Genomic DNA, 16,849 nt, shown 5'->3' on the forward strand with positions numbered 1-16,849 from the left:
TGGGACGCCGGTGAAATGGCCATTCTTTCGGGAAAACCGGGAAGCTGTTGGGTGGCGGCAGCCACCGCTACGAACTATCCCCCGCTCGAGGGCTCGATCCATGCCGATGCCGTTGTTGTGGGCGCCGGGATTGTCGGGCTCACGACGGCGCTTCGCCTTTGCGAGGCCGGTCGGTCGGTGATCGTCATCGAAGGCCTGCGGACAGGCGGCCAGGTGACCGGCCGCTCGACGGCCAAGATCACGACGCAGCACGCGCTGATCTATCGCCATCTCATCGACACGTTCGGGCGGGGCCTGGCGCAGACCTATGCCGATGCGAATTCCGCCGGCGCCATCCAGATCCGGGAATGGGTTCGCGACCACGCCATCGCCTGCGATCTCGAGGCCAAGGACGCCTATACCTACACCTGCGATGCAAGCCGGCGCGCGGAGATCGTGGCCGAGGCGGAGGCCGCGCGCCAGGTTGGGCTGGACGCCGATGTTTTGGAGCGCGCGCCGCTGCCTTTCGAAACGGCCGCCGCTCTGCGTTTTTCCGACCAGGCGCAGTTCAATCCGGCGATGTATCTGGTTGGCCTGGCTCAAGCAGTGACGGCCCGTGGCGGACGGATTTTCGAAAACAGCCGCGCGATCTCGATCGGCGAGGCAAGCCGCTGGCGCGTCGTTACCGACAGCGGCACCGTTCACGCCGAGCATGTGGTCGTCGCCACCAACATGACGGTGAAGAGCCCCGTCGGCATGGCGAACCGGACCCAGCCGCGCTGCCACACTGCCATGGCGTTTCGGATCGATGACCCTCGTGCTGTCGACGGCATGTTCATCGGCATCGACGATCCGACGCATTCCATCCGCACCGGCCGCGACGCCGAAGGCCCGCTGCTGGTCGCGCTCGGCCCCAAGTTTGACACGGGCCAGGACGGCGACGTGGCGAAACGGTTTGTCGAGCTGGAACAATGGGTAAGAATGAGCCTTCCAGTTGGGGACGTTGCGTGGCGCTGGTGTAATGAGGACTATGATACGGCCGATAGGGTTCCGCATGCCGGCGAGCCCGATCCGGACAAAGCCTCCGGGTTTCATATTGCCACGGGTTTCAACGCCTGGGGCATCACCAATGGAACGGCCGCAGGCATGATGATCGCGGATTTGATCTGCGCGCGGCCGAGCCCATGGCAAAAGCTCTATGATCCGGCGCGGCCTTATCCCGAGGACTTTCACAGGAATGGCCGCAGCCAATCGATTGTCTCAAGCCTTGACGACATCGTGCCCGGCATGGGCGGTGTGATCGTCAGGGGTGACGAAAAGATCGCGGCGTGGAGAGACGCTGAAGGGGTGCTCCACCCGGTTTCGGCGACATGCACCCACAAGGGCTGCACGGTGACCTGGAACAATGCGGACAACACCTGGGATTGTCCTTGCCATGGCTCGATTTTCGCCGCCGACGGTTCGGTCATCCATGGCCCAGCTCGAAAGCCGCTTGCGCCGGCCGCGCTATAAGAGGCAGCGACTGGCGCGGCCCGGTGTTACCGTGCGTAGGTTCCGACCAGCTCAGTCTGCTCCAGCGCATGCTTCTGGGCTTCCTTCCAGACGAGCTGCACGCCCGCCTGTCCCGGCACACTGAGGCTCGGCACGTCGAGCGCGGCCAGCCGGAAATGATAATGATGGACGCCATGTCCCACCGGCGGCTGCGGGCCGTCGTAATAGGCATTGCCGAAATCGTTGGTGCCTTGCCTGAGTGCCGACGGGCCTGGCTTGCCATCCTGCGCCTCGGTGAGTTCGCTCGCATCGGGCGGGATATTGAACACCGCCCAGTGCCCGAAAATCCCGCTCGGCGCGTCGGGATCCTGCACGACAAGAACAAGGCTCTTGGTACCGTTCGGAACACCGGACCATTTTAGCGGTGGTGAGACGTTCTCGCCGTCGCGGGTATACCTTTCAGGGATTTTCCCGGCCGCCGGGAACGCCGGGCTGATAAGGGTGAGTGGCATTTCCATCTCCCCAAGAACAAGCGCTACAGCCAGCTATATCTGGCGCTATTTCACGCCGCTTGCTGAGCTTCCGCGACGCGCCTGATTTCTGCTGGCAAGGATTCCCAAACCTTGATCATCTGCCCCTCTCCCACATGGTGAGCGAGAACCTGGGATACGACCCTGAATGCATCCTTGGAATCGACCGGTCGGGTGAATTCCAGCTCCGCCTTGATTTTGGCCAGGAACTCGTCGAGCGACCGCAACTTCTCGGGAGTCTTGGAGGGCTGATATTGGTCGTAGTAGGCGCCGCGCACGAGGATCGGCAGCTGCGAGCCCAGGTGGGCGGCAAGATCCGGCTGCATGCGGTCTCGCAGGGCGTGGAGCACCGCTCCAAGCACATGCCATGCGACCTGCCGATCCGGTCCAATCTCGGTCATGATCTCGTCGAGCCAGATGTTTGTTATCTGCAGCGTCTTGTCGAATACTTCGAGTCCGGTGGCGCTCATCGAAGCCTCCTTTCAACAGGTTGAATGACTCATTGGACGAAACGGCCTTGGTCGGCTGTTGTTCCCGTCCCTAAAGGCCGCCTCTCGCGAAGGCGGGTGATCTATTCGGCCAAGTTTACGTTCGCCAAACTTAACGCGTTCCCGTCAAGAGTTGGCCCGTCAAGATTTGGCCCGTCAAGATTTGGCCGTGGCCACGGCAACGAAAAGAGATTGCCCTTGCCTGCTGATGCGGAACAACATCGGCTTGTTCAGCTGGCGGGATTTCGCCCACTCCTCTTGGATGTCCGACGGCTGTGTCACATCCCGGTTGTTGGCCGAGACGATCACATCGCCGGGCTGAACGCCGTTTTCGGCGGCGAGGCTGTTTGGAGCCACTTCCTGGACGAACACGCCTGTAGTATCCGGCTGGAGTCCGAGCTGCTGGCGTGCCTCATCCGGGATTGGGCTGAGCGACAATCCAAGACGCGTGTCGGCCGTTTCCGACTTCGGAACGGCGCTGGTCTGTTGCTCCTCATCGTTGCGTTGTCCGATGGTCAGAGCTATTTCCTGTTGGCTGCCTCCGCGGTTCCGTGTCAGCGTCGTTTTTGTTCCCGGCTTTTGGCTCGCAGCCGCGAGCGTCAGATCATGGACGCTCTGGATGTCCTTGCCGTTAAAGCGTGTAATCACGTCTCCCGCCTGTATGCCTGCCTGCTCTGCCGGACTGCCGGGTTCGACCGAGGCGACCAGCGCTCCCTTGCTGCCGGATATTCCAAGCGCCTCGGCAATCGACGGGGTGACCTCCTGGAGACGCACCCCGATGAAACCGCGCTCGATCCGGCCAGTGCGGATCAACTGGTCGACGACGTTCCGGGCGGTGCGGGATGGTACCGCAAAGCCAATCCCTATGCTGCCACCTGTGGGAGATACGATGGCCGTATTGACCCCGATCACTTCGCCGCGCGCATTGAACAGCGGGCCGCCGGAATTGCCGCGATTGATTGAGGCGTCGGTCTGGAGAAAATCGTCGTAAGGACCGGCATTGATGTCGCGCGAACGGGCCGAAAGCACGCCGACGGTAACGGTGCCACCGAGCCCGAACGGACTGCCGATAGCGATCGTCCATGCGCCGGGTTGTACTGCATCGGAGTCACCCCAGGCGGTCGTTGTCATATTGGACCGCGGGTCGATCTTCAGCACCGCGAGGTCGGTTGCCGGATCGCGGCCGACGAGCTGCGCAGGCAACGTCTCCTTGTCGGAGAATACGACATGAATTTCGCTTGCATCGGCAACGACATGGTTGTTGGTGACGATGTACCCCTCGGGGCTGATCACAAAGCCGGAACCAAGGGCCTCTCGCACCTGCGGTTGCGCCGGTCCGAGGCCGGGACTGCCGAAAGGACTAAGAAAGTCGCCCAGCGTCGCCTGGTCCTGGATGATCTGTTTGGTCGTTATTGCGACCACGGCTGGAATTTTCTCGCGCACGATCGCCGTGAAGTCGTTTGGGATTTCCTGAGCTGCGAGCGGAGCAAAGCCGCCGGCCGAGAGCATCAGAGTTCCGGCGATCAGGCCGGCGCAAAGTCTTTTATTCAATACCGGTAACATGGCCTGCGACGCCTCCAGCGTTCAGTGATCAAGCATGCGGCCGCTCCGGCATGAGCCAGCGGTTCACCAGCGGATTACGACAACCCTGTCGTTCCCGTTGGCGAGTTCGACAGCTTCGGTGCCGTCCGGTTTCCGGCTTTCGATCCGGGCACCTTCTACCGTTTCTATGCCGGCAATGTTGGCCGCAAAGGCCTCGTCAATCTCGGCGGCACAGACGAGGGTATCCGGGGGCAGATCCTTCACTTGGTCCATCAACTCGCGAAGCTTCATGGCGAACCTCCTTGGCACAGGCCCGGATTCTTTCAGCCGCACATTCCAACCATGTGCCTCCAGAAAAGTTCCCAGACGCGATTGCAGGCATGTCACAGGGACGAGATTCCGCCAACGATGCATCGGTGGTGGCATGGATCAGGGGCGCGGGCCGTGTTCACATGAATCGAGCTTCCTGCCCCCCGACAAGGGACCCGGCCATGAGCCTTCGTCCGGCCGCCCTGAATGCAAGGCGTCGGCCCGATCAACACTGCGGCGCCGGCGATGCCACCAGCCTTTTGCCGGCCAGCCGCTAACGAGAACGATCAAGACTTGTCGTCACCGTTCTGGGCTGGCCTCAATGCACAAACCTTGCCCTCAGCCAGGCCAGAAGTCTGTTCCCGGTAATCGTCCGGCGGACTCTGGCGGCAGCCCATCGCGCTTGCATCGTAGCACCAACGTGACAGTGACAGACGATGTTGTGCAACTGCCAGTCACTTAGCTCGAAGAAGCGCTTTGCCTCACCGTAGGTATCATCTTTCAGACCCATGGCGCGCAGCACCGGATCCTCATAGGCAACGGTGATCGGCGACCCCGCGCCACGCGCTACGTCACGAGCTTCAGGACTGAGATATTCGGTGCCTGAAAGGGCTCCGAGGCAACGCCGTGGATTTTGTTCGAGAAGCTCTGCCCAACGCTCGATCCGCTGCGCCCGAGTCATGGTCGGGTATGTCGCCGAGGGCTCAACTTTCGCAACTGTCTGCAGTTGGTCGAGTGTTTGGTGTTTCATGGTCGGCTCCTTTCAACAGGTGGAAGTGCCCACGCCCTAACAGAAGATTATTGCGCTGCGACGCGCCGACAAGGCCGGAATTGACAATGTCAGGAGTTTGCCCCTCGCCCGGTTCGGATCAGGAACCTTCCGGGGGGCCTGCTTGTTTTGGCTAGTGAAAGGAGACGGTCATGAGCACAAAACCACCACCCGTTCCGGCAGAGAACCAGAGCCCAAAGGGTCCGGGCGATAACAAGTCGGTTCCTGTCGACCAAACGCAGCACAGCCATTCCGCCCCAAATCCCGACAAACAGGGCCAGCAGGGCAACACGAAGGTCAATACGACCCATCAAGGCCACCAGCAGGACCGTTAGGTGATTTCATGTCCACGTCGAAGAAGACCCGCGCCAGTATTCGCCATGGCGGTCCTGGCGCATCGCACGAAAACGCCAAGGAGCCGCTGGTGATAGAAAAGCCGCCAGCCGATTCCGATCTGCGCAGCCGCAGCAAGATCTCAGGCGGCGGAGGCGAACGCGACAGCCACCATACTCATGACCCCGAAAAGAAGGGCGGTGGCACCCGGCCGGCAAACAAAGGAAGGTGAATTGTATTCACGTCCCCTGCGAAGCGTGCGGCATGGAGGTGCCAAGCATCATCCGGCCGTCGACTGTGAGCACCGCCAGTGGCTGTGGCCTTCTTTGGCCCACCGCCGCAACTTCCGACTGCGTCAGGCATTTTTGCTGTGATCGCCGTTCCTCCAGGCGGTCCGAGGCTGAGAAAGCCTGTCGCCCGCGGGCTCCCGGCCGGCGGGCTGTCTCGTCAGCCTACCGGCTTTTCCCGCTAGACGAGCGACAGCGATGCTACTTCCGGTGGAACAGGAAGCCCCCTCTGGGAGTTCATACCGTCATCAACAGGCGCATGGACGTGCCCTTGTACGGCGCGGCAGCGCACGAATGGGAGAACCACCATGAGCCTCGGAACCATACTCATCATCATTTTGATCCTTATCTTGCTTGGCGGGTTCAGCGGTTTGGGTGGTGGACCGTTCTACGGCACCGGCTATTATGGTGGCGGTGGCCTCGGTCTCGTGCTGCTGATCGTTATTATCCTGGTCCTTCTCGGGCGCATTTAGTACACGATTAGGCGGACAATTTGGCGATGATCCTGTGTGGGCCTGATGCCTTGCCCAGGAATGTCGCCGCGACTGCGGGCAAAGGGGGCCGCACGTGATTGTCCGGACGGAACCGAAACCGCTCAAGGGCATTATAGCCGCTCAGAAATCCACGAGAATGGCGCCATAAGTGAACTTCGTTGAACAAGCCGATGTCGGCCTCGGAGTTCCGGGCATTCCCACTGCCGATCTGATGCAGGCACTGCCGGTCGCCATCTACACCGTCGACGGGCAGGGACACATCACCTTCTTCAACGAAGCCGCAGCTGAACTCTGGGGCCATCGTCCTGTTATCGGTCGGGACCTATGGTGCGGCTCGTGGAAGCTTCGTCATCTGGACGGTCGGGATATGGCGCATGGCGAGTGTCCGATGGCCGTGGCGCTGCGCGAAGGGCGGGATGTCTCCTGGGACCAGGCGATTGCGGAGCGGCCGGATGGCGAACTGGTCCCATTCAGGGCTCACCCACGCCTGCTTCGCGACGAAGCGGGCAATGTAGTCGGTGCCATCAACACGCTGCTCGACCTGCGCACGCAGACGCTGGGCGATGAAGCCCGCATGCGTCTTGCCGCCATTGTCGAGTCGTCGATGGACGCCATCGTCTCGAAGGACATGAATGGCATCATCACCAGCTGGAACGATGCTGCAGAACGCCTGTTCGGCTACACGCCTGCCGAGGCGATCGGCCGGCCGGTGACGATGCTCATTCCGCCTGACCGTCTCGACGAGGAAGTCTCGATCATCAGCCGCATCCGCGCCGGCGAACGCGTCCCCTCCTATGAGACGATGCGCCTGCGCAAGGACGGCACGCTCGTTTCGGTCTCGCTCACCGTCTCACCGATCCGCGACGGGATCGGGCGGGTCGTCGGCGCCTCCAAGATCGCGCGCGACATCAGTTCCCACAAGGAGAACGAACGGCGCATCCGACTGCTCATGCGCGAGGTCAACCATCGGGTGAAGAACCAGTATTCGGTCATCATCTCGATGATCCGCGAGACAAGCAAGCTGACGAGCACACCTGAGGCTTTCCTCGGGCAAGTTCGAGAGCGCATCATGGCGCTTTCGGAATCCCATGATCTCCTGGTCAATGCCGAATGGCGCGGCGCGACGGTCGGCGAGCTCATCCAGGCACAGCTCAAGGCCTTCGCAGCGCAGTCCCGCGTGTCGATGGCCGGGCCACTGGTGGTACTGCAGCCGAACGCCGTCCAGTATCTCGGCATAGCCTTTCACGAACTCGCCACCAATTCGGCAAAACATGGAGCGCTGTCGTGCAACGGCGGACGCGTCGAGATCGATTGGCACGTGGTCCCTGCGGGCGACGGCGCTGAGACCTTTCGACTGGTCTGGCGTGAGTTGGACGGGCCAATCCTGGACGCTGTCAGGGCGCGCGGTTTCGGACTGGTCGTGCTCGAGCGAGTGGCGCCGCAGGCTCTCAGCGGCAGCGGGCGGCTGGAGTTCCACGCCCGAGGCATCACCTGGACGCTCGAGGCGCCGCTGCATTTCGTCCAGACATCACTGGCCGAAATCGCGGCCGATTGAAGGAATTTCGCCGCGCTCGTGAAGCTGAGCCCTTCCCCGCGACCGACTGTGTTCGGCCAGACTTATTGCGTTTGGTCCGGCGGGCGAAAATAAGGCGAAACAGCCCTGTCCTCCAGAACATCGACGTCGCCTCTTCCAGGCAGGGCATCGCAGCCAAGCGAGTGCCGATCGACGTTACCTGGTTCAAACACGGTCAGGCTGTCGAATTCCATAGCCGCCCCGTAGAACTGGGCGGCTTGCAACACCAGGCATTCGACGTCTTCAAGCGCAACGTTTTCTGCGAGGTTTCGCAGCCGCACAGCCTCGGCCACCGCAGTGACATTGAGTATCCCCTTATCCCGGGCGGCTGCCCAAACTTGCAGGTCAACGTCGTGACACAAATGGGCCGAATAACCGTCTCTCATGGAAAACCCTTCCTTTCAGGAGCGGTTTGTCCCTCAAGATCAGCATGTGCCATAGCAGCTCGAATGACAAGCGTAATCCATCAAACAACACACAAAATCAACAAGTTAGCATACCGCTCAGGCTACACGATCGACGCTTGACAGTAACTGTGAACCTTTCACGCCGATGGCCAATGAGCCGGTCTTGACGGCTGACGAGGCTTTTCCTACTTCTTAGACAAATACTAACTTTGAGCGGCTGGAGGGCAGAAATGGCCGAGCTGGAAAGACCCGAACGACTGCAGATCATGCTAACCTCGGAGGAATTGGCTGCTTTGGAAAACTGGCGCTTCGAAAGGCGCATGCCAAGCCGGTCTGCGGCCGTGAGGGAGTTGCTGCGGCGCGGTCTCCACGCGGACGGATTTTTGACAGCGGCACAAGGTGCCAAGTCGCAGGATTTTGGAATTCTGCCCAGTTCCGGCATTGTCGATGGAGCGTCCCGCGACCAGGGCGGCAGCAAGCTGTAAGGCTGCCCTCGCGGCGCTGGAGATGTTTCGGCGCCGGAGCCTTGCCCATTCTGTGGAACTTCAGGCAATCGTCGCGCGTTCGGTGAGGCATGTTGTGGACCGGAACAAGGCCGGTTGCAGCATCACACAGGCCAGCAAGGATCGAGGCAGTGAGCTTCCTTTACCGCGCGGCAAAAATCGCCGAACAAGCTCATGCGGGGCAGACGGACAAGACCGGACGGCCCTATATCGAGCATTGCCGCCGGGTCGTTGATGCCGTCGAAACGCTCGACCAGAAGGCCGTTGCCTACCTCCATGACGTTGTTGAGAAAAGCGACGATTGGGATCGCGAGCGGCTCGAGGCGGCAGGTTTCGGAACCTCCATCGTGTCGGCAGTCGATGCGATGACACGCAGGCCGCACGAGGACGACCTCGCTTTCGTGCGCAGAGCAGCAGCCAACCCATTGGCGCTGCCGGTCAAGCGCGCCGATCTTGCCGACAATTTATGGCAAGCACAGCAGATTGGCGCGTCGACATCGAAATATGAAGACGGACTGCGGATCCTCGACGAAGAATTCTCCTGATGACGAGAGGATTGTCGCCTGTGGCGTGATCGGCCGATGTGCGACCTTCATGCGAGGCTCTATTCGGGGATGTGAGGCGTATGTCGCTTGTCCTCGGCAGGATCGGCATCGATCCGCGCCTTGCTGGGATCGAAGGCGCCATGGCGGGCGATGGCCAATGCCGGCGTATCGGGCGTCTCGTAGGCCCACATGAAGTCGTCGGCCGCTCCGCCGACCGCGTGGACCCGCCAGTAACTGGCCGTGCCCTTCAGCGGGGAGTGGGTTGTGGTGTTGGTTTTCTCCAGAAGGTCGAAATAGATATCCTCGAAGGGGATATGGAAGACCGGAGCTTGCCCCTCTTCATGGAGCACTTTTGCCCGCTCTGTCGAGGCAATGATCGCGTCGGAGAACCTGACCGTCACGGTTCCATTGAACGGGGTAATCGTCAGCGCGCCGGGACGGCTGGTGGAATTTACGGCTAAGGGCTGCATTCGACTTCTCCGTTGGCTGCCGATCTCCTGGAACGTCGTATCGCCCGTCAGGGTTCCAACCGCTTAGGCTCATTGGAGCCGCGACATCGGGGGAGCCGGCGACAGATGTAAAACCTCCCGCGGGGCATTCAGATTCAAGGGAACGTTACCGCCGAAGAGTTCGTTTCCTAGATTGACACCGGAACCGGCGGCGGGGCTTCGCAAGTTAAGGGAGATTGCCATGAAGGTCGGCAACTGCATGACGAGGAATGTACAAGTCGCTAACCCCGAACAGTCGATCCGCGAAGTGGCTGAGATGATGGGCAGGCTTGACGCCGGAGGGATGCCCGTGGGCGACCACGACCGGCTGGTCGGGATGATCACCGATCGAGATATCGCGATCCGCGGCGTAGCATTGGGCAAGGGACCTGACACGAAGGTGCGTGATGTCATGAGCCCGGAGGTCAAATATTGCTTCGATGACGAAGACGTCGAGCATGTGCTTGAAAACATGGGCGACCTGCAGGTACGTCGGCTCCCGGTTCTGAACCGCGACAAGAGGCTCGTCGGCATCATCTCGCTTGGCGATCTCGCGACGAATGGCGAAGCGGCAGAAGCGGGAGAAGCTTTAAGCGACATCTCGAAGCCGGGCGGCGAGCATTCGCAGACTGCTCACTGACTAACGCCGCGACATGTCGGCGCAAGGTCAACATCACTTGTTTCGCGGTGCGTCGGCTAACGCCGGCGCCCCGCCGGAGCCTTCTGCATTTGCGATGTTTTCGGCAAAGGTTCAGGAGCATCCATGACAACGATCCGAAGCACCGTGTCCTTCAGCGCCGAAAAAAGCGCGGCAGGGCGAAATCATCGTGCAGGCGCGGACGCGTCAGATCACGCGCCGAGACGTTCACCCGGATGTCGTGTCGTGATAAGCTGTTCTTGCGACGGGACCGCGCGACACCGAGGCGGGCATCTCGCGGCCGGGCAGCCCTTAGTCGCACACGATGAGCTTGAGCACCTGATGTTCTCGAACGATTGCAAGCGTCCTGCCAAACCCTGTTGCGAAGGTGGGGCCTGTTGCCAAGGTGGGGCCTCTTGCGAACGTCGGGCCTCTCGGAGTGGACGGATTTGGGTTGGTCGCTGAACCTCGGGACGATCGCCGGCACCACCGTGCGCGTTCACTTTACCTTCCTGCTTCTGCTCGTCTGGATCTGGCTGACGCACTATCAGATCGGCGGCACGCCAGCGGCCTGGCAAGGCGTTGCCTTCATCATTGCGGTTTTTGCCTGCGTGGTCCTGCATGAGTTCGGCCACATCGCCGCTGCGCGGTATTTCGGCATCAACACGCCGGACATTACGCTTTTCCCGATCGGCGGCGTCGCCAGGCTCGAACGCATGCCCGAAGAGCCGGGGCAGGAGTTCGTGATCGCGGTCGCGGGGCCGCTGGTCAATGTCGCGATCGCCGCGCTGATCTTCGTCCTGCTCGGCGGGTCGGCGGGCGTCGAACAGATGGCCGGGATCGAGGATCCGCGTATGAGTTTTCTCGCCAGGCTTGCCGGGGTCAATGTCTTCCTGGTCATCTTCAATATGATCCCAGCCTTCCCGATGGATGGCGGCCGTATCCTGCGCGCCGCACTCGCCGCCCGCCTGTCGTGGTCGCGCGCAACCCAGATCGCAGCCATGATCGGGCAAGGATTGGCCTTCGTCTTCGGTTTTGTTGGGCTGTTCTACAATCCGCTACTGATCTTCATCGGCATCTTCGTCTATCTCGCCGCGGCAGCGGAAGCGCAAAACGCACAGATCCGGGAGGTAGCCACAAGCGTCCTTGTCGCGGATGTGATGATCACCGAGTTCGCCCGGCTGGAACGGTCGGCGACGCTCGACCAGGCAATCGAGATGCTGCTCGCGACGACGCAGCACGAATTCCCTGTCGTCGACTCCGCTGGCCATCTTGAAGGATTGGTGACACGCAACGACATGATCCGGACATTGAAGGAAAAGGGACCCGCCGCACCGGTCGCGAGCGCAATGCGGCACGATATCCCGAAAATACATTACCGCAAAAGTCTCGAGGAAAGCCTGCGGCTGATGCAGCAGGCAGACGTGCCTGCTGTAGCCGTCGTCGACAGTTCCGACCGGCTGGTCGGGCTCATGACACACGAAACCATAGGCGAGATGCTCATGATCCGCTCAGCCGTGTCGGATGCCTTCCGATTTGGTCGTTTGCGTGGGGCCAAGCCGCGATTCACACGGATCTGAGCACGAGGATTCTTTTCACCGCCGGATCGGGTGAGTGCGCTCTAAATCGTAGCGGAGCGATAAGCAGAAATCGGCCGGAACGAAGGTCGTCCCGGCCCTTTTTCTGTGTCTCAAGCGCCCGGAACGTGAGGCAGAAGTTCAAGCGCACCGCGATAGATCATGTCGCCAGCTACGTAGAGGATGACCACCAGCCCGACATAGGCGATCCAGCGGTGCTTCTGAAGCAGATTGGCAATGAGGTTTGCAGCGATGCCCATCAGCGCGACGGAGAGGACAAGGCCGAAGATCAGCACGTTCGGATGTTCGCGCGCAGCACCGGCTACCGCCAGAACATTGTCGAGTGACATGGAGACGTCGGCGATGATGATCTGCCAGGTTGCCTGGGCCAGGGTCTTGCGCGGAGCCTTGCCAGCTACGACGCCATCGTAGTCGACGTCGCTTTCCGAAAGCGCTTCGATCGCCTGTGCTTCCTGCGCATGGTTTTGCCGGAGTTCGCGCCACATCTTCCAGCAGACCCACAACAGCAAAAGACCGCCGGCGAACAGCAGCCCGACGATCTGCAGGAGCTGGGTTGTCGCGGCCGCAAAGCCGATGCGCAGAACGGCCGCTGCGATTATGCCAACGACGATTGCGTTTCTGCGCTGCTCTTTGGGTAGTCCGGCCGCGGCAAGGCCGATAACGATGGCATTGTCGCCGGCCAGCACCAGGTCGATCATGATGACCTGCATGAGAGCGGTCATTGCTTCGGGACTGAAAAAATCTGTCATACGGCACCCTTGCGTTCAGCTAGGGTGACGCGGCTTGCGAGTATAACCGTAGAGCAACGCGGACACCGCGTGTGACAAGAGAAATGCCGCTACAGCTGAGGAAAACTCAAAGCCAGGCCACCCGGATTGGAATTCCAGTCCGACATCGCAGTCCTGATGGACTGCCAGAGGGGCCCGGCCTGGCAGCACCTAGCTATTGCCCCAAGCGCAAAAACTCAAGGCTTAATTGTGATCCGCATATGCGGCATCGAGTTCGGCAAGCTGGTTAAGCCAGGTCGATCGGCCACGCGGCCATTGAACGGGCCGGCAGCCGCAAGTAGACTGATACAGTGCGCTTCGGTAAATTTCTCCAACACCCGATCTGCGACCGTCGATGGCGATGAAGGAATTCCGTCTTGGCTGCTCATCGGCGACCGATCGGCAAATATCTGTTCCCAATCGGCTCCTTGGGCCTGGCCGCACTCATTCATTTCGGCGCCGCGTCGATCGAGCATTCGCCGCTCTCGATCAAAATCCTGGCGTTGATCGTCGTCGCTATCTTCATCTTCGCGACAGTGTTTGTGGTTTTGCATCATGCAGAAGCCGTCGCACTGCGGCTCGGTGAACCATATGGCACGCTGCTGTTGACATTTTCGGTGACGGCCATCGAAGCGTCGGTCATCGTTTCGATGATGCTGCACGGCGAGAACAATCCGACGCTGGCACGCGAATCTGTGTTTTCGACGGTCATGATCGTTTGCGCTGGCGTCGTCGGGGTCTGCCTCACTCTGGGTGGGCTGAAGCATCGATATCAGGACATCAAACGACAGGGCACCAACGCCTCGCTTGCCGTCATTATGGCGCTGACAGTTCTTACGCTGATCCTTCCAAACTACACGCTTGCAACAAGCCCCGGTACGTTCTCCGCCTCGCAGCTCGCTTTCGTGAGCGTTCTTTCAATCCTCCTCTATGGTGCCTTCGTCTTTGCCCAGATGGTGCGCCATCGGGGCGATTTTATCGAAGACCTGACGTCCAGCGCGGAACATGACAAGCATGTATCTGAGGGCGAGAAAGTGACCACCAATGTGCTCCTCTTATTTGTCGGACTGGCAGGGATCGTTCTTCTGACCGAGCAGGTGGCCGGCAGCATCGAGAATGGGCTCAAGTTTCTTCAAGTTACCCAGGCGGACGCCATCGTGGGCTTCTTCGTCGCTGCGCTTGTGCTTATGCCGGAGGCGCTATCGGCGGTTCGGGCAGCGCTCAATAACGAGCTTCAGCGAGGGCTGAATGTCGCCCTCGGCTCGGCCTGCGCCACAATCGGCCTGACAATCCCGGCGATCGGTGCGGCGAGCCTGCTCACCGGACGAAGCCTGACTCTTGGTCTGGGTCCGGGGGATACCGTGCTTCTCATCCTCGCGCTTGCCATCAGCATCGTGAGCTTTGGGACGGGCCGAACAACGATGCTGACGGGGCTCGTTCATCTCGTCGTATTTGTCGCCTATCTGTTCCTTATCTTCGTGCCGTAGGTGATCGACCCTCCGTCTTCGGCCATCGCTGCGTCCTGTCGATTTGCGGCGCACATGCCTAGCCTGCAACTACTGGACCTTCGAGCGCAAGCGATCCGTCACGAACTCCATCAACACCACGATGGCAAAGATCACGAGAATGATGGTCGAGGCATTCCTGTATTGGAAAAGATCGAACGCGACCTTCAGCTCCTGTCCGATGCCACCGGCTCCAACGAGGCCGAGAACAACGGACGAGCGCACTGCCTTTTCAAGCGCGAAGAGCGTGGTGTTTATCAGGGACGGCATGGCGTCAGGCAGTACTGCCCCGCACAGAACAGAGAATCGTCCGGCGCCGATTGCAAACAGCGCTTCCTGAGGTCTTTCGTCGGCATCCTCCATCGCCTCGGCGAAGAAGCGTCCGCAAAAGCCGATCGTATCGACGACGATGGTCATGGTGCCGGCAACCGCCCCGAGACCAACGGCTGACACGAAAAGTAGTGCCCAGACCAAATCTGGAACAGTCCTGAACAACGAGACCAGCATCCTGGAGATATGCCGGAACGGGCCGATCGGGGTTATGTCCTTGGCCGAGAGCCAGGCAAACGGCAAGCTGAGGACGACACCTATTGCTGTCCCCACGAGCGCTATCTGAAACGTTTCGACCATGCGCCAGAAAACCCTCAGGAGGAACCCTGGCTCGACATTTGGGGGTATCATGCGGCCGACGAGACGGACCATTCGGGGCACCCCGCCTGCCAGTTGTTCCGGCGAAGGTGCGACCTGCCCGGCGGAAACGATCACGAGAGCGGCCAAAGCGACGGCAAAGCTGAAAGTGACTGGCGAGATCGATGGAATCCGGCTCAGCGAAAGGCGGTCATGCATCGAAGACGTCTTTCAGATCAGCGCGGGTCACCTGCGCCGTCGGTCGGTCGAAGAAGACCTTGCCCGCCTTGAGCGCTATCAAGCGGTCGGAGTAGTCGAGAGCATGCTCCATGTCGTGCGTGGTGTAGACCAAAGTGATCGCCTGTTCCTGGGTCAGCTCGGAGAAGACGCGCATCACATCATGTCCAGCCGCCGGGTCGAGACTTGCCGCCGGTTCGTCTGCTATCAAAAGCTTCGGACGCCGGATCAACGCACGGGCAATCGCCACCCGCTGCGCCTGCCCTCCAGAAAGCGCGTCGGCGCGGGCGCCCGCCTTGCCGAGAAGCCGCACTTCGGCGAGGGCCTGCATTGCTTCCTCGCGCCAGTGTTGCTTTGCGATGGAATGGTGCCAGCCGCGCCAGCCGCCGGGCAGCCCGAGCTTGCCCTGCAAAACGTTTGTAAGAACCGATTGTCGGCTGACCAGTCCGTGGTGCTGGAAGACAAATCCGATCTGCCTGCGTATGCGCCGCAGCTGGGCGACGGACGGCGCCGAGCGGAAGCTCTCGCCGAGGGTGACGACCTCGCCACCGCTCGACGGTAGAAGACCAATGAGGCATTTGAGCAGGGTGGATTTTCCAGCACCGTTCGAGCCAATCAGGGCAACCCGTTCGCGCGATGCTATGGTGAGGCCGATACTGGAGAAAATGACCTTTCCGTTCGCATAGCTCTTCGCAAGATCGTGCGCCCGAATGATCGCTGTCATAGTGACCTCTTGGCCCAGACCGAACTGCGAAACAGGCCGGCGGTTAGCCGCCGGCGTTGTCGCTGAAAAGGAGCGAGCCTCAGTTTACGAAGTCGGTGAGGGTCTCGATTCCGATCGTGCGGTACATCGAGCGGACATAGTCGTAGTCCGAGTCCCTGACATCAGTCAGGAAGAAACCGCCCTTGAATTTCTGGTTGTCCTCGCCGGTCAGGATCGCTTTCATCAGCTCATTGCCATTCTTCGCAAAGGCATCGCGGATCTTGACGAACACGTCATCTGAAATGTCCTTGCGGGCGACAAGAATGTCGTTCGGCAGATCGCGGCCCCGTGCGATGACCGAGAAGGCAACGTCGGGGAATGCTTCCCGGACCGAGTTGAGATAGCCGAAATTCAAGCCGATAGCGGCGATGTCGCCGCGGATGAGAGCCTCAGCCGCGATGTTGCGCGATATGATTACTGGTTCGTAATCGGTGGCATATTTCAGGTTGAAATCGGCCAGCGCCTGCGCGGGGCCGAGGTGCTGGGAGGTCGAGCCGACCGAGCCGAATGCGACCTTCTTGCCCATCAAGTCTTCGACCGAGCGGATCGGTCCATTCGCCAGCACGGCGATCTGAGCGAAATAGTCGGGGCGCTGCCAGGCGACAACAATCTTCGGCTGGCTTAATTCCTTCATGACGACGTATTCTGCAGGACCGGTCAGGACAAGATCGACCTGCCCGGAATTCATCGCCTCGACGGCGGTGGTCCGCGAACTGACCGGAAACAGCTCGACATCCAGGCCGGTCGCCTCCTCAAGAGCGGTCTGGAAAGCACCGAATTCCTGCTGAAGAGCCTCCAGTCCCTCCATGTCGGTTACCGCGAATTTCACTGGCTCCGCAAACACTGGAACGGCGGAGGCAAGCGTCAGGGCGAGTGCGGTTGCGATGCTGCGGATCATCGTTTTTCCTTTGCTGTATAGACAGGAAACTGTTACCCGCTAATCCGTATACGCAGCAGATGACGTGCTCGTGACATTT

At 60.5% G+C, this 16,849-nt stretch carries 21 protein-coding genes; 10 read left to right on the plus strand and 11 right to left on the minus strand.

Annotated features, from left to right (window positions below; translation table 11 throughout):
- Window positions 1-15: 15 nt before the first annotated feature.
- Entirely contained in the window at window positions 16-1,491 is a 1,476-nt protein-coding gene (locus AC0L2Z_RS07850) for an FAD-dependent oxidoreductase (protein WP_473627433.1), read from the plus strand.
- Between the two features lie 26 nt (window positions 1,492-1,517).
- On the opposite strand, the gene AC0L2Z_RS07855 is transcribed toward AC0L2Z_RS07850, so the two are convergent.
- The 5 genes from AC0L2Z_RS07855 to AC0L2Z_RS07875 form a co-directional block, all read right to left on the minus strand.
- Entirely contained in the window at window positions 1,518-1,982 is a 465-nt protein-coding gene (locus tag AC0L2Z_RS07855) for a YbhB/YbcL family Raf kinase inhibitor-like protein (RefSeq protein WP_287227103.1), read from the minus strand.
- Between the two features lie 50 nt (window positions 1,983-2,032).
- Entirely contained in the window at window positions 2,033-2,470 is a 438-nt protein-coding gene (locus AC0L2Z_RS07860) for a DUF2267 domain-containing protein (RefSeq protein ID WP_287171980.1), read from the minus strand.
- A 174-nt stretch (window positions 2,471-2,644) separates the two neighbouring features.
- The gene (locus AC0L2Z_RS07865; protein ID WP_473627434.1) at window positions 2,645-4,051 is read right to left on the minus strand and encodes a Do family serine endopeptidase; all 1,407 of its coding nucleotides are present in this window, start codon (window positions 4,049-4,051) and stop codon (window positions 2,645-2,647) included.
- 63 nt (window positions 4,052-4,114) lie between these two features.
- Complete coding sequence (locus tag AC0L2Z_RS07870; RefSeq protein WP_023799550.1) at window positions 4,115-4,321, minus strand: hypothetical protein; 207 nt, start codon at window positions 4,319-4,321, stop codon at window positions 4,115-4,117.
- A 337-nt stretch (window positions 4,322-4,658) separates the two neighbouring features.
- Window positions 4,659-5,090, minus strand: a complete 432-nt coding sequence (locus AC0L2Z_RS07875) for a hypothetical protein (protein WP_023799551.1) — start codon at window positions 5,088-5,090, stop codon at window positions 4,659-4,661.
- Between the two features lie 170 nt (window positions 5,091-5,260).
- On the opposite strand from AC0L2Z_RS07875, the gene AC0L2Z_RS07880 reads away from it, so the two are divergent.
- The 4 genes from AC0L2Z_RS07880 (at window position 5,261) to AC0L2Z_RS07895 (ending at window position 7,777) form a co-directional block, all read left to right on the plus strand.
- Entirely contained in the window at window positions 5,261-5,443 is a 183-nt protein-coding gene (locus AC0L2Z_RS07880) for a hypothetical protein (protein ID WP_084646754.1), read from the plus strand.
- A gap of 8 nt (window positions 5,444-5,451) precedes the next feature.
- Window positions 5,452-5,673, plus strand: a complete 222-nt coding sequence (locus AC0L2Z_RS07885) for a hypothetical protein (RefSeq protein ID WP_023799552.1) — start codon at window positions 5,452-5,454, stop codon at window positions 5,671-5,673.
- Between the two features lie 363 nt (window positions 5,674-6,036).
- The gene (locus AC0L2Z_RS07890) at window positions 6,037-6,201 is read left to right on the plus strand and encodes a DUF3309 family protein (RefSeq protein WP_023799553.1); all 165 of its coding nucleotides are present in this window, start codon (window positions 6,037-6,039) and stop codon (window positions 6,199-6,201) included.
- Between the two features lie 169 nt (window positions 6,202-6,370).
- Window positions 6,371-7,777 carry a PAS domain S-box protein gene (locus AC0L2Z_RS07895; protein ID WP_023799554.1) on the plus strand — a complete coding sequence of 469 codons (1,407 nt, stop codon included), beginning with the start codon at window positions 6,371-6,373 and terminating at the stop codon, window positions 7,775-7,777.
- Between the two features lie 62 nt (window positions 7,778-7,839).
- On the opposite strand, the gene AC0L2Z_RS07900 is transcribed toward AC0L2Z_RS07895, so the two are convergent.
- Window positions 7,840-8,181 (minus strand): hypothetical protein, encoded by a 342-nt coding sequence (locus AC0L2Z_RS07900; protein ID WP_128167818.1) that lies wholly within the window; start codon window positions 8,179-8,181, stop codon window positions 7,840-7,842.
- A gap of 251 nt (window positions 8,182-8,432) precedes the next feature.
- On the opposite strand from AC0L2Z_RS07900, the gene AC0L2Z_RS07905 reads away from it, so the two are divergent.
- Both AC0L2Z_RS07905 and AC0L2Z_RS07910 read left to right on the plus strand, forming a co-directional pair.
- On the plus strand, window positions 8,433-8,687 hold the full coding sequence (locus AC0L2Z_RS07905; RefSeq protein ID WP_023799556.1) for a hypothetical protein: 255 nt from the start codon (window positions 8,433-8,435) through the stop codon (window positions 8,685-8,687).
- Window positions 8,688-8,836: 149 nt separating this feature from the next.
- Complete coding sequence (locus AC0L2Z_RS07910) at window positions 8,837-9,250, plus strand: HD domain-containing protein (RefSeq protein WP_287244669.1); 414 nt, start codon at window positions 8,837-8,839, stop codon at window positions 9,248-9,250.
- 59 nt (window positions 9,251-9,309) lie between these two features.
- On the opposite strand, the gene AC0L2Z_RS07915 is transcribed toward AC0L2Z_RS07910, so the two are convergent.
- Complete coding sequence (locus AC0L2Z_RS07915) at window positions 9,310-9,720, minus strand: DUF427 domain-containing protein (protein ID WP_473627435.1); 411 nt, start codon at window positions 9,718-9,720, stop codon at window positions 9,310-9,312.
- 220 nt (window positions 9,721-9,940) lie between these two features.
- On the opposite strand from AC0L2Z_RS07915, the gene AC0L2Z_RS07920 reads away from it, so the two are divergent.
- Together AC0L2Z_RS07920 and AC0L2Z_RS07925 are read left to right on the plus strand one after the other, a co-directional pair.
- Window positions 9,941-10,378 (plus strand): CBS domain-containing protein, encoded by a 438-nt coding sequence (locus AC0L2Z_RS07920; protein WP_287138799.1) that lies wholly within the window; start codon window positions 9,941-9,943, stop codon window positions 10,376-10,378.
- Between the two features lie 446 nt (window positions 10,379-10,824).
- On the plus strand, window positions 10,825-11,955 hold the full coding sequence (locus tag AC0L2Z_RS07925) for a site-2 protease family protein (protein WP_128167820.1): 1,131 nt from the start codon (window positions 10,825-10,827) through the stop codon (window positions 11,953-11,955).
- 110 nt (window positions 11,956-12,065) lie between these two features.
- On the opposite strand, the gene AC0L2Z_RS07930 is transcribed toward AC0L2Z_RS07925, so the two are convergent.
- Window positions 12,066-12,722, minus strand: a complete 657-nt coding sequence (locus AC0L2Z_RS07930) for a TerC family protein (RefSeq protein ID WP_128167821.1) — start codon at window positions 12,720-12,722, stop codon at window positions 12,066-12,068.
- A 395-nt stretch (window positions 12,723-13,117) separates the two neighbouring features.
- On the opposite strand from AC0L2Z_RS07930, the gene AC0L2Z_RS07935 reads away from it, so the two are divergent.
- Complete coding sequence (locus AC0L2Z_RS07935) at window positions 13,118-14,227, plus strand: calcium:cation antiporter (RefSeq protein ID WP_473627436.1); 1,110 nt, start codon at window positions 13,118-13,120, stop codon at window positions 14,225-14,227.
- A 69-nt stretch (window positions 14,228-14,296) separates the two neighbouring features.
- Here AC0L2Z_RS07935 and phnE read toward each other — a convergent pair whose 3' ends face one another.
- The 3 genes from phnE to AC0L2Z_RS07950 all read right to left on the minus strand — a co-directional run bounded on the left by phnE (window position 14,297) and on the right by AC0L2Z_RS07950 (window position 16,770).
- A complete protein-coding gene (gene phnE / locus AC0L2Z_RS07940; RefSeq protein WP_287227132.1) occupies window positions 14,297-15,091 on the minus strand; it encodes a phosphonate ABC transporter, permease protein PhnE in 795 nt (264 codons plus the stop codon).
- Window positions 15,084-15,833, minus strand: a complete 750-nt coding sequence (locus AC0L2Z_RS07945; protein WP_023799564.1) for a phosphonate ABC transporter ATP-binding protein — start codon at window positions 15,831-15,833, stop codon at window positions 15,084-15,086. Before AC0L2Z_RS07945 ends, phnE begins: the two co-directional genes overlap by 8 nt.
- Window positions 15,834-15,912: 79 nt before the next feature.
- Window positions 15,913-16,770 carry a PhnD/SsuA/transferrin family substrate-binding protein gene (locus tag AC0L2Z_RS07950; protein WP_473627437.1) on the minus strand — a complete coding sequence of 286 codons (858 nt, stop codon included), beginning with the start codon at window positions 16,768-16,770 and terminating at the stop codon, window positions 15,913-15,915.
- Between the last annotated feature and the right edge of the window lie 79 nt (window positions 16,771-16,849).

It is taken from the genome of Mesorhizobium sp. WSM4850, from assembly GCF_055811735.1.

Excerpts from the sequence above, each read along its gene's own strand:
- AC0L2Z_RS07850 (WP_473627433.1), top strand. The coding sequence starts at position 16 with ATGGCCATTCTTTCGGGAAAACCGGGAAGCTGTTGGGTGGCGGCAGCC.
- AC0L2Z_RS07855 (WP_287227103.1), bottom strand. The coding sequence starts at position 1,982 with ATGCCACTCACCCTTATCAGCCCGGCGTTCCCGGCGGCCGGGAAAATC.
- AC0L2Z_RS07860 (WP_287171980.1), bottom strand. The coding sequence starts at position 2,470 with ATGAGCGCCACCGGACTCGAAGTATTCGACAAGACGCTGCAGATAACA.
- AC0L2Z_RS07865 (WP_473627434.1), bottom strand. The coding sequence starts at position 4,051 with ATGTTACCGGTATTGAATAAAAGACTTTGCGCCGGCCTGATCGCCGGA.
- AC0L2Z_RS07870 (WP_023799550.1), bottom strand. The coding sequence starts at position 4,321 with ATGAAGCTTCGCGAGTTGATGGACCAAGTGAAGGATCTGCCCCCGGAT.
- AC0L2Z_RS07875 (WP_023799551.1), bottom strand. The coding sequence starts at position 5,090 with ATGAAACACCAAACACTCGACCAACTGCAGACAGTTGCGAAAGTTGAG.
- AC0L2Z_RS07880 (WP_084646754.1), top strand. The coding sequence starts at position 5,261 with ATGAGCACAAAACCACCACCCGTTCCGGCAGAGAACCAGAGCCCAAAG.
- AC0L2Z_RS07885 (WP_023799552.1), top strand. The coding sequence starts at position 5,452 with ATGTCCACGTCGAAGAAGACCCGCGCCAGTATTCGCCATGGCGGTCCT.
- AC0L2Z_RS07890 (WP_023799553.1), top strand. The coding sequence starts at position 6,037 with ATGAGCCTCGGAACCATACTCATCATCATTTTGATCCTTATCTTGCTT.
- AC0L2Z_RS07900 (WP_128167818.1), bottom strand. The coding sequence starts at position 8,181 with ATGAGAGACGGTTATTCGGCCCATTTGTGTCACGACGTTGACCTGCAA.
- AC0L2Z_RS07905 (WP_023799556.1), top strand. The coding sequence starts at position 8,433 with ATGGCCGAGCTGGAAAGACCCGAACGACTGCAGATCATGCTAACCTCG.
- AC0L2Z_RS07915 (WP_473627435.1), bottom strand. The coding sequence starts at position 9,720 with ATGCAGCCCTTAGCCGTAAATTCCACCAGCCGTCCCGGCGCGCTGACG.
- AC0L2Z_RS07920 (WP_287138799.1), top strand. The coding sequence starts at position 9,941 with ATGAAGGTCGGCAACTGCATGACGAGGAATGTACAAGTCGCTAACCCC.
- AC0L2Z_RS07930 (WP_128167821.1), bottom strand. The coding sequence starts at position 12,722 with ATGACAGATTTTTTCAGTCCCGAAGCAATGACCGCTCTCATGCAGGTC.
- phnE (WP_287227132.1), bottom strand. The coding sequence starts at position 15,091 with ATGCATGACCGCCTTTCGCTGAGCCGGATTCCATCGATCTCGCCAGTC.
- AC0L2Z_RS07945 (WP_023799564.1), bottom strand. The coding sequence starts at position 15,833 with ATGACAGCGATCATTCGGGCGCACGATCTTGCGAAGAGCTATGCGAAC.
- AC0L2Z_RS07950 (WP_473627437.1), bottom strand. The coding sequence starts at position 16,770 with ATGATCCGCAGCATCGCAACCGCACTCGCCCTGACGCTTGCCTCCGCC.